The sequence below is a fragment of the Streptomyces sp. NPDC050759 genome (genome assembly GCF_044456945.1).
In the GTDB taxonomy this organism is placed as follows: Bacteria; Actinomycetota; Actinomycetes; order Streptomycetales; family Streptomycetaceae; genus Streptomyces.
In genome coordinates, this window is record NZ_JBITGI010000005.1 from 35,517 (window position 1) to 48,350 (window position 12,834).

Annotated in this window: 8 protein-coding genes; 6 read left to right on the forward strand and 2 right to left on the reverse strand. The window is 75.2% G+C overall.

Going from position 1 to position 12,834, the window contains the following annotated elements:
* Nucleotides 1-170: 170 nt before the first annotated feature.
* A complete protein-coding gene (locus tag ACIBJB_RS16730; RefSeq protein WP_398931091.1) occupies nucleotides 171-1,043 on the forward strand; it encodes a bifunctional DNA primase/polymerase in 873 nt (290 codons plus the stop codon).
* 140 nt (nucleotides 1,044-1,183) lie between these two features.
* Here the strand turns inward: ACIBJB_RS16730 and ACIBJB_RS16735 are convergent, their stop codons facing one another.
* Together ACIBJB_RS16735 and ACIBJB_RS16740 are read right to left on the reverse strand one after the other, a co-directional pair.
* Nucleotides 1,184-2,026, reverse strand: a complete 843-nt coding sequence (locus tag ACIBJB_RS16735; RefSeq protein WP_398931093.1) for an aminoglycoside N(3)-acetyltransferase — start codon at nucleotides 2,024-2,026, stop codon at nucleotides 1,184-1,186.
* Nucleotides 2,023-3,186: a hypothetical protein gene (locus ACIBJB_RS16740; protein WP_398931095.1), complete on the reverse strand. Its 1,164-nt coding sequence runs from the start codon at nucleotides 3,184-3,186 to the stop codon at nucleotides 2,023-2,025. The genes ACIBJB_RS16735 and ACIBJB_RS16740 overlap by 4 nt, the downstream gene beginning before the upstream one ends.
* Before the next feature lie 128 nt (nucleotides 3,187-3,314).
* On the opposite strand from ACIBJB_RS16740, the gene ACIBJB_RS16745 reads away from it, so the two are divergent.
* The 5 genes from ACIBJB_RS16745 to ACIBJB_RS16765 all read left to right on the forward strand — a co-directional run bounded on the left by ACIBJB_RS16745 (nucleotide 3,315) and on the right by ACIBJB_RS16765 (nucleotide 12,790).
* Entirely contained in the window at nucleotides 3,315-6,233 is a 2,919-nt protein-coding gene (locus tag ACIBJB_RS16745; protein ID WP_398931097.1) for a large ATP-binding protein, read from the forward strand.
* Between the two features lie 144 nt (nucleotides 6,234-6,377).
* Nucleotides 6,378-7,355, forward strand: a complete 978-nt coding sequence (locus tag ACIBJB_RS16750) for an AAA family ATPase (RefSeq protein WP_398931099.1) — start codon at nucleotides 6,378-6,380, stop codon at nucleotides 7,353-7,355.
* A complete protein-coding gene (locus tag ACIBJB_RS16755; RefSeq protein ID WP_398931101.1) occupies nucleotides 7,352-8,605 on the forward strand; it encodes a hypothetical protein in 1,254 nt (417 codons plus the stop codon). The genes ACIBJB_RS16750 and ACIBJB_RS16755 overlap by 4 nt, the downstream gene beginning before the upstream one ends.
* Complete coding sequence (locus ACIBJB_RS16760; protein WP_398931103.1) at nucleotides 8,602-11,544, forward strand: hypothetical protein; 2,943 nt, start codon at nucleotides 8,602-8,604, stop codon at nucleotides 11,542-11,544. The genes ACIBJB_RS16755 and ACIBJB_RS16760 overlap by 4 nt, the downstream gene beginning before the upstream one ends.
* 28 nt (nucleotides 11,545-11,572) lie before the next feature.
* A complete protein-coding gene (locus ACIBJB_RS16765) occupies nucleotides 11,573-12,790 on the forward strand; it encodes a toll/interleukin-1 receptor domain-containing protein (protein ID WP_398931105.1) in 1,218 nt (405 codons plus the stop codon).
* Nucleotides 12,791-12,834: the final 44 nt, after the last annotated feature.

The following is a 12,834-nucleotide window of genomic DNA, read 5'->3' on the forward strand; positions in this document are numbered from 1 at the left end:
ATAAACCCCTTTCGCGACTTCAGTAGGCAGATCATGACGATAAGGACGCTCAGTCGCCAAGTGGGACAACAGGGGAAGCGTTCCGGCACGTTTCCAGCCAATCTCCCGACCCCGGCGCGTCGCACCCGCCACCCCTTCCCTTTTTCGAACGTACGTACGAACATGGAGTCATGGCCACCACAGACCGGCAGGCCACGACGCTGGCCCTCGCACACGCCCTGTCAGCCGCCGAACGCGGGCTGGCCGTCATCCCCCTGTCCCGCACCAAGCTCCCGGCCCTGCGCTCCCCCCACCGCGACGACGGCTCCCCGACCGCGCCCTGCCACGGCGAGTGCGGCGCGTGCGGCCACGGGGTCTACGACGCCTCGACCGACCCCGTCCGCATCCGCGAACTCTTCGCGGCGGCCCCCTGGGCGACCGGCTACGGCATCGCGTGCGGTCTCCCGCCCCACCATCTGATCGGCCTGGACCTGGACACCAAGTCGGGCACGGACTCCTCGGCGGCCCTGCGCGAACTGGCGCTGCGCCACCTCTTCACGATCCCCGACACGGTCGTCGTCCTGACCCCGAGCGGCGGCCGCCACCTGTGGCTGACCGGCCCGCCCGACGCCGCCGTCCCCAACTCGGCCGGCCGCCTCGCCCCCGGCATCGACATCCGGGGCGCCGGCGGCTACCTCGTCGGCCCCGGCTCCCGCACCGACCACGGCGTCTACACCACCGCCCCCGGCACCGCCCACCTCGCCCCCGCGGCCTGCCCACCGGCCCTGCTCCGCCTGCTCCTGCCACCACCGCGCCCCACCCACCCCGCGACCCATCCCTCGGCCGGCGACCAGGGCCAGGGTCTGGTCCAGTTCGTCCTCGCCGCCCACGAGGGCCAGCGCAACACCCGCCTCTTCTGGGCCGCCTGCCGCGCCTACGAGAACGGCATCGGCCCCGCGCTGGTCGCGCCCCTGGTCGACGCGGCCCTCAACGCGGGACTCACGGAACGCGAAGCACGGGCGACGATCGCGTCGGCGGCACGGATGACGGGGCATCGCCCTTGACGAGCGCTGGGATCCGCGCAGCGGGTTCCGCGCAGCCCCGCCGACTCCCCTCCGACCACCGCAGACGTCGCCGTGAGCGTCGCGCCCCTGCCTCATACCGCCCGCTACTCGTCCGGTGCGACCCTGCCTCACACCGCCCGCTACTCGCCCGGACTCCACCTCGACCGGTGTTCGACCAACCACTTCGAGGCGTACGCCACCGCCGCAGCCAGGTCGAACAGGCGGCAGTCGGCCGCGCCCACCGGGCCCCGGGACACCGGACGTTCGGGCAGTGACTCGTAGGCGTCGCCCAGCGCCGGGAAGTCCGACGCGTCGAAGTCCACGTCGCGGTAACGGTGCCAGCGCCTTCGCGAACCGTCGGCAACCGCACAGCCGTACTCCCGGCTTCGCCGGCCCGGCACGCGGTACTCGGCCAGGTGGAAGGCCGTACAGACGGAGTAGCCGACGCCCAGCAGCAGAACGCGGGCGCCGGCTTCCTCCAGCCGGGCGAGGGGGGATTCCTCGCCGAGATGGCAGTTCAGGTCGTGTCCGGCGGTGATCCGCGCGGCGCCCGGCCCCAGGGCGGCGAACGAACTCTGCGGATGGCTGCTGCGCAGTGCGCCGGGCCGGGTGCGGACCTCCTCCGGCAGGACGCCGACCCCGTAGCTCGGGGTCCGCACCGGATCGAACGCGGGCAGGGTGGCCCGCAGCCGCGGCCACTGCGACGGCGGCACGGCGCACCCCCGTATGACCGGCCAGCGGGACGGGTCGGAGTTGTCGGGGGTCTGGGTGTAGACCACGAGCGTGCCGTCCGCACCGAGCGCGTCCAGGAGCGCGTCGACGACCGCCCCGGCACCACCGCGCACCCACCCGACAGCCCTCAGGGACGCGTGCACCAGCACGGTGTCGCCGGGCCGGATGCCCAACGCCCGTAGCTGGAAGGCCAGTTCCTCGGGACCGAGGGAGCCGGACGGGCCGACGGGAGGGGCGGCACGGACGGTCAACGCAGCGCTCCCTCGAAGACGCCGGCGGCTCTGTACGGCTCGGCACCCGAGACGCCGGTGACCCTGCGCGGCCGCTCGTGCGGCACATCGGTGATCCGGCGCAGTTCCTCCGGCGGCAGCGCGGTCCACAGCAGCCGCAGGTCGTGGCGGGCGGCGGAGGCCAGGGTCCTGCCCTCGGTGCTCCTGCCGTCCCGGAACTCACGCAGTCCGATGTCCCCGCCCCGAGCCATGGTGTACGGCGGTACCGAGTGCCGGGACAGCACCAGCGCCCCGGGACCGGCGTCCCCCGCGGTCCCGGACGCGAACAGACGTCGTACGTCGTGGAAGTGGCGCTCCTGGAGACTGCCGATGTCGATCACCGTGGCGTTCTCGGGGGCCGGGCCGCCCTGCCGGAGACCGAGCGGGACCGTGGCGCGGTCGTGCACCAGGACATGGGCGGCCGCGTACCGCAGGGTCTGCTCGTGGGCGGTGGCGCCGCCCTTGCCGCCGAGCCGCTCCAGGACGTGGGCGCGGCGGGCAGGGGTCAGCGTCCGCACCAGATCGTCCAGCGCGGTGACGACACCGGGCGACGGAAGGGTGTCGTAGACCCCGAAACCGCCCGGCACCAGGGACGACAGGAGCCGGCCGAGACAGCGGGCCAGCAGGTCCGTCTCCTCGGCCACGGCGGGCCCGGACAGACCGTTGACCCGGCAGCCGAGGGAACCGGCCAGCACGATCTGGAGGTGCGGGGCGCGGCGCCCCGCCTCGGTCAGCCGGGACGCCATGCGTACGGCCGGGAGGACATAGCTGAGCGCCCGGAGCGGGGTCGTGGTGCTGGCGCCGTACACGACCCGCAGCACCAGCGGGGCACGGACGGCCTCGCCGACGGCCCGCAGCAGGGGGGCGGCGCCGTGGCGGGGCAGGCCCTGGATGTAGCCCGAGCGTCTGGCCTCGGCACCGATGACCGCGTTCAGCAGGCGGGGGCGCAGCCGGTTGACCTCACCGGTCTGCTGTGCGTCGGTGCACGGCGGAAGGGTGTCCAGCAGGCCGCGGACGTCGGTGTCGGTCAGGAGCCGGGGTTCCTTGCCAGGTCCCAGGACAGGCACCCCCCGCATGATGGCAGTGAGCAGATTCGCCTGCTTCTTTCCCAGGGGCGGCGCCCCGTCGGACACGTTGGGCATTGTACCTGACAATTCGCCAATAAAGCCTGAATAGTTACGAGTTGATGGCCTGGATTGTGCCACGTCCGGTCGCGTGGGCCCGTGCGAAACTGGAAACCAGGTACGCAAGCCACATACCGGGGGATGAGATGGTGCCGGTGTACCGCTATGCCGTCAGCTATGCGCACGGCAGGGACGAGGCCTGGGTCGCGAGATTCCTGGACGAGATGAGACGGCGTCTGGACGCGGCGGACGGGCCGCGGTTCCGTCGCCTCGTGCCACCGGCCGCCCCGACCGGCGGACGGGACGAGGGGTCGTACGGCGTCGGGACGGCGGACATCGTGCTGGCCCTGTGCAGTCCGGCGTACTTCAACGAGGGTCCGGCCCAGCGGGACTGGGCGGTCCTGGCGCTGCGCCGGAGTCTGGGGCAGGCCCGGACCGGTGTGGCCCCACAGCTCGCCCTGCCCCTGGTCTGGGAGCCGGTCGACCGGCGGCTGCCGGAGCCGGTCGCGACGGCCGACGTCCTCTCGGCGGGCGGGCCGGCCGAGTACCGCGCGCTGGGGCTGGCGCTGCTGACCATGCAGGCCGCGCGGCACCGCGCGGCGTGGGACCGGGTGCTCGATGCGATCGTGGCCCGCATGACCGCGATGGCCACGGCCGGCGCGGCGGCACCCGAGCTGGACGACCGGTTGGCCGCGGAGGCCCCCGACGCGCTGTCGGCCGACGACGCGGCCTTCACCGAGCGGTTCCGCAAGGAGGTGACCCCGGTCCTGCCCGCCCTGCCGGTCGCCCGCACCGTGAGCGTCCTCCGCGGCTCCGGGAGCGCCCCCGGTACGGCGCCGGACAGGGACGACCCGCCCCCGGACCAGGCCCCGGCCGTGGCACTGGCCGCCGAACTGCTGCCGGAGCTGGGCCGACGGCTCCTCCTCGTCGGCCCTCCTGGAGCCGGCCACACCACCGAACTCGCACGCCTGGTCGGCCGGGCACTGGACGACGGGACGCCGGGGCTCACGGGGGCCGTGCGCCACGACGGGACGCCTGGGCGCCCGGGGCCCGTGCGCGCCCCAGACGACGCGACACCCGGGCAACCGGGGGCCGGGCGCCCCTCGGACAACGCGACACCCGGGCAACCGGGGGCCGGGCGCGGCTCGGACGACACGACACCCGGACAACCGGCGGCCGGGCGCGGCTCGGACAACGCGACACCCGGGCAACCGGCGGCCGAGCGCGCCTGGGACGACACGACACCCGGACAACCGGCGGCCGGGCGCGCCCCGGACGACACGACACCCGGACAACCGGGGACCGGGCGCGCCCCGGACGACACGACACCCGGGCAACCGGCGGCCGGGCAGTGGCTCGACGGTGGGACGCCGGGACACCCGAGGGCGGACCGCACATCGCACGACGGCATACCCGGGCAGCCCGACGCGGCGGGGCCGCCCGACGACAGGACGCCGGGACACCCGAGGGCGGACCTCGCACCCGGGCAGCCCAGCGCACCCCGGCCGTGGGACGGCGATGCCGCGACCGGGCGCTCCCGTGCGGTGCCGGGGTCGGCCGGGGTGGGGCGGGCGCCCTGGGGGTGCCGGATACCGTTCGTGCTGTCGGCACGGTCGGGGGCGTTGCCCCGGCTGGACGGGATGGTGCCGACGCTCGCTCCGCTCGCGGCCGCGCAGGAGCCGGCCGGCTGGGCCGCCCGCCAACTGCGGTCCGGGCGGGCCTTCCTGGCCGTCGACGACCTGGACGCGGTACCCGAGGGCAACCGGGCCGCCGTATGGGAGTGGCTGCTGCGTCTGCTGGAGACCCACCCCCGGGCGCCCTGCGTCATCGCCACGAACGGCACCGGCGTGCCGTGGTCCCGACTCGGGGACGACTTCCGGGTCGTGGGCCTCAGGCCCCTGGCCCCGGATGACACCCGGACTCTCCTGAACGCCCGCGCGGCGGCGTCCCCCGGGGATCGGCACTCCCTCGACGTGCTGCTGCGGAGGTTCGACACCGATCCCCTGCTCGTCGGTGTCGCCGACCGCCCGGCCGCCGCCGCGGCGCTGCTGCGGGCGGTCGGCTCCGCCGGCCGGCCGGAACGGATCTCCCGGCACCGGCTGTTGCGCGCCGCCGTCTCCGTGGCGTGGCGCAGACCGCGCGAGGAGACAACCGCCCCTCCCGTGCCCGGCCTCGCCGCGAACCAGGTACCCGACAGCGTGCTGCGGGCGGCCTCCGGTCGGCTGGCCGTCGCCACCCTCGCACTGGACTGCTCCCGCATCCCGCTGCGGACCGCACTGAGCGCCCTGAGGGAGCCCGGCCTCTCCCACTCCGCCTCGTCCGAGCGGCTCCTGGCCGCGCTCGCGGACCGCGCGGGCGTGGTGTTCCGACCCGGACCCGACACCGTGGCCTTCCCGAACCCCGAGGTCAGGACTTTCCTGGCGGCACACCACCTGGCGCACACGCCCGGCACGGACACCGACGAGCTGCTCCGCGCTCACCCGTCCGCCGAACTCGGCGAGCTGCTGCGCCAGTTGCGGGCCGTCGAGACCGGCACCGACACCGTCCGCAGCGTCCTGGCGGCGCCGGGAGGCCCGCCGCGCCGGCTGTCGGCCGGCAGCCCGCCGCCGCGTCCCGCCGTACGGCGCACGGACGTACGGTCCTCCGACGAGCTGCGGGCCCTGCTCCGGGCCGGTACCGCCGTACCCGAACTGCGCTGCTCCGGAACGGTGGACGGGCTGGCCGAGGCGCTGCCGCTACTGCCCGGGCTGCGCTCGCTGGTCCTCTCGGACGACCCCTCGCTCGTCGCCCTGCCCGAGTTGGCCGGATGCCGCTCGCTGAGGTCGGTCCGGGTGCTGCGCTGCCCGAACCTGCGGGATCTGACGGCGCTGGAGTCCTCGGCGGTCATGTTCCTCGACATCGACCCGTGGCCGAATCTGCCCGTACCGGACGACCTGCGCCGCACGCGCTGGCTGAGCCGCGTGGACCTGGTGACCGGCGGCCCGCGACCCCGCCCGGCCGCCGTGCCGGCCCAGCTCGGCGCGGTGTTCCCGGAGATCCGGATACGGCGCCGGCTGCACGGCTGACGGCCTGCCAGGTGCGCCCGTTCTCCCGGGAGAACCGCGCCGTCGGACAGATTCGCCGACGGAGTAGTGACCGTAGACGCCATGGGGAAGAGTGCAACGGGATGCGGTCGCCGACGCCGTGGGCCGACGAGGGGGGACAGTGGCTTGATCAAGCTTTTCGACCCGACCGAGGAGACGAACCGGCCCGGGCGGTCGGGCAGCGCACCCACGGGCCGCACGCCCACGAGCGGCGCCACGGCAACGGGTGGCGGCACGGCCACGGGTGGCGCCACGGCCACGGGTGGCGGCACGGCCCGCCTCGACGAGCAGGTCTACCTCTTCGACGACCGGACCGTCCTGGCCGTCAACGTCGCGCTGGCGTCCGGCCGTCCGCTGCTCGTGCTCGGCCCGCCGGGCTCCGGGAAGTCCGCGCTCGCGCCGAACGTGGCCCGGCTGATGCGCTTCCGCTACTACGCGGAGGTGGTCACCGCCCGCACCGAACCGCACGACCTGCTCTGGCGCGAGGAGGCGTTCCGCCAGCTCAACGACGCCACGCAGGGCACGCTCCAGGACCCCGGTTCGCGGGCCTACTTCCGGCCGGGCCCCCTGTGGAAGGCGCTCGATCCGGCCATGGACGAGGAGGGCCCGTCGGCCCTGCGCGACCGGCCCGCGGTGGTGCTCATCGACGAGATCGACAAGGCCGACCCCGATGTCCCGGACGCCCTGCTCGATCCGCTCAACAACCTCCGTTTCGTGGGCCCGGACCGCCGGACGGTGACGGCGGCCGAGGACGCGGGCGCACCCCTGGTGGTGATCACGAGCAACGAGGAGCGGGAGCTGTCCACCGCCTTCCTGCGCCGCTGCATCCTGCTGCGCCTGCGGCCACCGGGCCGCGAACACCTCCTGGAGGTCGCCCGCTTGCACATGGGGGACGACTACGACGAGGCACTCACCCTGGAGTTGGCCGACATGTTCGAGAACGAGTCGTCGGTGGCCACCCGCCCCGCGGCGAGCACCGCCGAGTTCCTGGACACCCTGCGCGCCTGCCGCCAGATGAACCTGACGGCCGACTCGCCGGAATGGCGGGCGGTCGCCGACCTCGCCATGGTGAAGGGCTCCCCCGACCCCGCCGCCTCCCCGTGAACCCGGGGAGCCCGGCCCGGCTCGGCGACGTGCTGCGGACGGCCCGCGCGCTGCAGGTGTCCGACCCGGCCGACCTGACCATGGTGGCCGCGGCCCTGGGACTCACGCTCCCCTCCGGCGGCCCCGCCCCGTCCGCACCCACGCACGCGCCGCCTGGTTCCGGCCGCCGTGCCGCGGGCACCGCGCGGCCCGCCCGAGACGGGGCTACGACGGCCCGCGCGAACCGCTCGCCGGCCGGCACCGGATCCTCCGGCCGGGCCGACGCCGCAGCCGTACCGCCCCACAGCGCACGGCGGCCCGGTCCGGAAGGCGCCGACTCAGCGCCGTACCACCAGGGCTCGGTGCCGTACCCCCAAGACCCGGCGCAGCATCACCAGGACCCCGCCTCCGCCCCCACCGGCCCGGGCGAGCAGGCCCCCGCCCCGGTCCACCGGACGGCCACCGGCGGTTCCCTGCTCCTCGTCCGTGCCGCGCGTCCGGCGGCGGGCCGGGAGGCGGAACCTCCGCTGTGGCGCGATGTCGCTCCGGCCGGCTCCCGGGACGACGGCCCCGGGGAACTCCTCGGCCGGGCCGAGGCGTTCGACGTGCCGTGGCCGACCGCTCTGCCCAGGCCCGCCCCGCCGTGGAACCCGCGGACCGAGCGGGCCGTCTTCCTCGCGGTGGCCAGTACGTACGCGACCGGACGCGCGGTCGACCACCGCCGGCTGGTGGAACTGGTCGTGCGCGGTCTCGCCGGTGGCCGGGCCGCCCGGCCGCGGGTGCCCTACCGGCAGCGGTCCACCACCCGGGCCGGAGCACTGCTGCTGCTCGACCGCGGCGAGTCGATGCGGCCCTTCCGGCACGACCAGGAGTGGATCGTCCGGCTCGCCGCCCGCATCCTGCCGCCGGGCGGGCTGCGCGTCCTGGACCTGCGCATCGCGCAGGGGGCCAGCCGCGACCGGGGGCGCACCTGGGAGCCCCACCCGGTGCCGCCGCACGGACAGCCCGTGCTCCTGCTGTCCGACCTCGGGCACCTCCAGCCTCCGCTGCCCGGCCGCCACCACTCCTCGCCGGCGAGCTGGCTGCCGTATCTGCGCCGGCTGCGCGAGGCGGGCAGCCCCGTCGTCTGTCTCACCCCGTATCCCGCCGAGGAGTACCCGCCGGCCGTACGGCAGACCGTCACGCTGGTCCCGCTGGACCGCCGGGTGTCCGTACGGCTCGCGCAGACCGCCGCCCGCCGGGATCCGCGGCGGGCCGGACAGCGGCGATGACGGCGGCACCCGAACGCGGTGCCGCGTACCGGCTGATCGCCGAACAGCACCGGCACCAACCCGACGTGCTGCGGCTGGCCCGGTCGCTGTGCCTGGCCGCCCAGGCCGAACCGTACTTCCTGCGCGGCGCCCGGCTACGGTTCGCCCCCAACAGCGGCACCGGCCTGGAGGCCAGGCTGTCCTTCTCACCTCTGGTGGAGGCTGCCGACAGCCGCGCCCTGGTGCTGAACCCGGAGGTGAGCGCGGAACTGCGGCGACAGCTGTACGACCACGATCCGCACCTGCTCGGCTCGGTCCGAGACTTCACCCGGGCCGCCCATCGCTGCGCGCCGCCCCTGGTCCGCGGATTCGAGGAACTGCTGTGGTCGGCGACCGTCGGTCCGCCGCTCTCCGAGGCCGGTATCGAGCGGATCCTGACCCCGCTCTTCCGGCAGGTGCTCGCCGAGGGGGTCACGGGGGCCGAGGCCGGCCGCTGGGTCCTGCGGTTCCTTCCCCGGCTGCCGGAAGCCGTACGGGAGTCGCTGCCGGCCTGGCGGCTGCAGGTGATGGCGGCGGAGCGGCTGGGCATGGAACCGCCGCGCGCCCTGGTCACCCGGGCCGACGCCGACGAGATCCGGACGGTGCGGGCGATGGTCCACACCGAGGTGGACATCGGAGTGCGGGCCGTGGCGGACGGCCTGGTCCTCAGTCGGCCCCCGGAGCCGGGCGCGCTGGTCTGCGGGGCGAGCGGGGCGGGCCGGGTCCGGCTACGGCTGCGCGGCGCGCTGCCCGGCGCGCGGTGGCACGAACTGGACCTGCACGAAGGCGAGCACACCGCCCTGAACGTGAGCGTGGCCGCCGAGGCGCGCACGGACGGCACGCTGCTGGCCGCGCAGGCGGAGCTGGGCGGCACCCTGCTGTGCGCGCGGGCGGGCCACCGGGCGGCGGTCGCGACGACCGCGGACGGCCGGAACGTGCTGCGGATCGACGACGGCGAGTCCGTGCTCCCGGTCGAACTGCCCGACCAGCCGCGGCTGCTCGCGGTCGCCGATGCCGGGCCCGCGGCCACGGCGGTGGTGAGCGGCAAGGGGCTGCACGTGGTGACGACGGCCGTGGACGGAACAGCCGACGCCGTCCTGCACCCGCTGTCGGTACAGCCGACGGCCGTGGGCTGGTCCCGTACGGCGGAACGCGGCGTGCTGTGCCTGGCCGCGGGCGACGAGGTCCTGCTCGTCGACGACGGCGATCCCGACCGGATCCTGCGCGCACTGCCGCATCCGGCCCCGGTGGTACGGCTGTGGTGCTCGGTCCGGGCGGGCCTGGTGGCCGCGGCGGACGCGAGCGGGGGCGTGACGGTCCACCGCCTGGCCTCGGATCCGGACAGCGAGGTCGGCCGGTGGCGCCCGGGGGCGGGGGTCACCGCTCTGTGCGGCGATCCCTGGTCGGGAGCGGTGGTGTGGGGGGCGGCGGACGGGCGGGTGTACGGGGTGGGGGGTGGTGCGGTCGGGGCGGTCTCCCCAACGGACGCCGGCTCCGTCTCTGCTTCTGATCCCGCCTCCCCCTCCGGCCCCTCCGCCTCCGGCTCTGGCTCTGGCTCTGGCTCTGGCTCCGGCAGCGCGGCCGGTGCCGTCGAGGTGCTGGGCGTGCTGCCGGCGCCGGCGTCCTCTCTCGCGCTGCTTCCCGAGGCCGGTCTTGTGGTGGCCGCGGACGGGGGTGACCGGCTGCGGCGGCTGCCCTGGCCGGGGGGCGGGACGCCCGGCGCGGTGCCCATGCCGTTCCGGGTACGCGAGGTCCATGCCGCGGCGGGCGGGCTGCTGCTGGTGTCGGGGTACGGCGGCGAGGTGGAGATCCGCGCGGAGGACGGCCGGAGCCGGCTGCTCACCCCGGGGCCCGTGCCCTCCCCACCGGACGAGACGGAACCGGACTGGCTCCGGGACAGTGTCGGGGTGGTGCTGCCGGCGCGGAACGCCGTGCTGCCGACCGGGATCCGGCGCTGGGGCATCGGACACGTCTGCCTGCCGGCCGCCCTGCCGCCGGACTCGGCGGAGTTCGCCGCGCTGCTGACGCGGGCCCGCGAGCTGGGGCTGCGGGTGCTGGCGGAACTGGCACCCCCGGGCGAGGACGCCCCGTACGGCGAACTGCTCAGGCGGGCCTACGACCTGCTGGAGGAACCGGTCGACGGCCTCCGGCTCAGCGACACGCACCGGTGGCCCGCGCCCCTGCTCACCCGCCTGCGCCACCTGCTGGACGCCTATCCCCGGACGGCGATCGTCACGACGGCCACGCACCTGACGCCCTCCGACTCCCCCTTCGGCACGGGGCACCTCTCCCTGGGCCCGCCGCCGGAGCCCGCGAACGTCCCGGAACCGTCTCCGGAATCCGAGCCGCACCCCGGGTCCGCGACCCCCGCCGCGCCGCTCCCGCCGTACCGCGGCTGGGTCCTGCCGGACGGACTCTCGCGCCCGCAGGTGGGCCTGTTGCTGGCGCTCCCGGGGTGTCATGAGGTCCCCGCCTCGGTGCTGGCTCCGGACAGCCGGTCGGCCTCGACGCCACGGCCGCTGCTCGCGGCCCGCGCCGGACAGCTCGCGTTGCGCCACGGAGGGGTCGCGCGGGTGCCCACCGGAGTCGCGGGAGTGACCGCCGTCCGCAGGGACCACGCGGGGCAGACCGTCCTGTGTCTGACGAGTACGGCCGGCGTACCGGTCACCGCCCGGGTCGCCCTGCCCGAGGCGACCGCCGGAACCGAGCTGGTCGAGATCGCCCATGACCCCCCTGACACCTCCGGCCCCCCTGACCACCCGCCGACCGCGCCACCACGGATCCTGCGGCCGACCCCCGACGGCCTGGTCACGGTCGAGATCGACGTCGGCGGGACCCGCTGGTTCCGGGTCCGCGCGGACACCCACCCGCCCCCGGACGAGCCCGAGCCCATGGATCCCTTCGCCCCGACCGCCCGCTGACACGACACGGCCCCCTACGAGGAGTCCCATGCCCGGTCCCCATGTCTTCCTCAGCCGCAGCGAACCGCTCGGCTGCACCTGCAGCTGCTGGCCGGCCCGTCGTGCCATGGAGGAACTGCTGCACCAGGAGGGCTGCGAGCCGGTCGTCGTGGACCGTGAGTCCCTGGTACCGGGACAGGACTGGATGGCGGCCATCTCCGACGGCATGGGCAGCGCGCACGGCATGCTCCTGATCGTGTCGAGCCACGCCCTGCGGTCCGAGCACGTGCAGAACGAACTGGCCATGGCCGAACTGCGCAACCGGCACGACGGTTTCCCGGTGATCCTGCTGATGCTGCCGGAAGTCACCCTGGACGCCCTGGAGAAGAGCGGACTCGGGTCGCTCAGTCCGCACAGACGGCAGATGGTGCAGTGGCCGGGCAAGGACGACCTGGACGCCGTACGGCATGACATAAGACCCCAACTGGACCTGATGCGTGCCGAGTCGGGCGGGGCCAAGGTGCACCACCGGGTGGTCCACCATCTGCGGGAGGTGGACGCGGAGAGCCTGAGCCGGGCCGGTGCGACGCTGGGGGTCCCGCTGGAGACGCTCTCCCCGCTGATGCGTCACCGGCTCGCCTCGGGCCTGCTGGCCGAGCGCCCGAGCGAGCCCGGGTCCGACCCGCTGCGCGCGGCCCTCACCGAACTGCTGCCCCTGTCCGGTCCTGACGCCTCCAGGGAACTCGTCCAACTGAGCGTGACCCATGCCCGGGTGCCGGTGGACGAGGCGGCCCGGATGCGCGGGGTGCTGGGCGCGGGCTCGCCCAGGGTCGCGGTGCTGCCCGCGCTCTCCACGGACACGGCACGCCGCTACATCCACCGGGCCAGCGAACAGCCGTTGCCCTGGGACCACTTCGTCGTCCCGCTCACCGCGGGCACCGGTGTCCTGACGGATCTCGTGGTACGGATCGGCGAGGAACTCCTCGAGGAGTTCGACATCCACGACGAGGAGACGCTGCGGGAGCACGAGCACGACTTCGGCCCGGTGGTCGTGATCGTCCCGCACCCCCCGGACGCCGACCTGGTCAGGGCGCTCGACACGGCGTACCCGGAGGGGCTGCTGTTCCTGTTCGTGGTGGACGGAGAACTGCTCGGCGCCACCGGGACGCACACCCGTCTGGAGGGCCTGCCCGCCTGGCGGGAGGAGGAGATGAACCGCACGGTGCGACGGTTCGTGCGCCGGTACGGGACGCCCTCGAGCAACTGACGCCTCCGGGCGACGACCCGACCGCCCGCGGCACCGGTCACGGG

What these genes read in the sequence shown, in the direction of transcription:
- ACIBJB_RS16730 (WP_398931091.1), top strand. Translation starts at nt 171, where the DNA reads ATGGCCACCACAGACCGGCAGGCCACGACGCTGGCCCTCGCACACGCC.
- ACIBJB_RS16740 (WP_398931095.1), bottom strand. Translation starts at nt 3,186, where the DNA reads ATGCCCAACGTGTCCGACGGGGCGCCGCCCCTGGGAAAGAAGCAGGCG.
- ACIBJB_RS16745 (WP_398931097.1), top strand. Translation starts at nt 3,315, where the DNA reads ATGGTGCCGGTGTACCGCTATGCCGTCAGCTATGCGCACGGCAGGGAC.
- ACIBJB_RS16760 (WP_398931103.1), top strand. Translation starts at nt 8,602, where the DNA reads ATGACGGCGGCACCCGAACGCGGTGCCGCGTACCGGCTGATCGCCGAA.
- ACIBJB_RS16765 (WP_398931105.1), top strand. Translation starts at nt 11,573, where the DNA reads ATGCCCGGTCCCCATGTCTTCCTCAGCCGCAGCGAACCGCTCGGCTGC.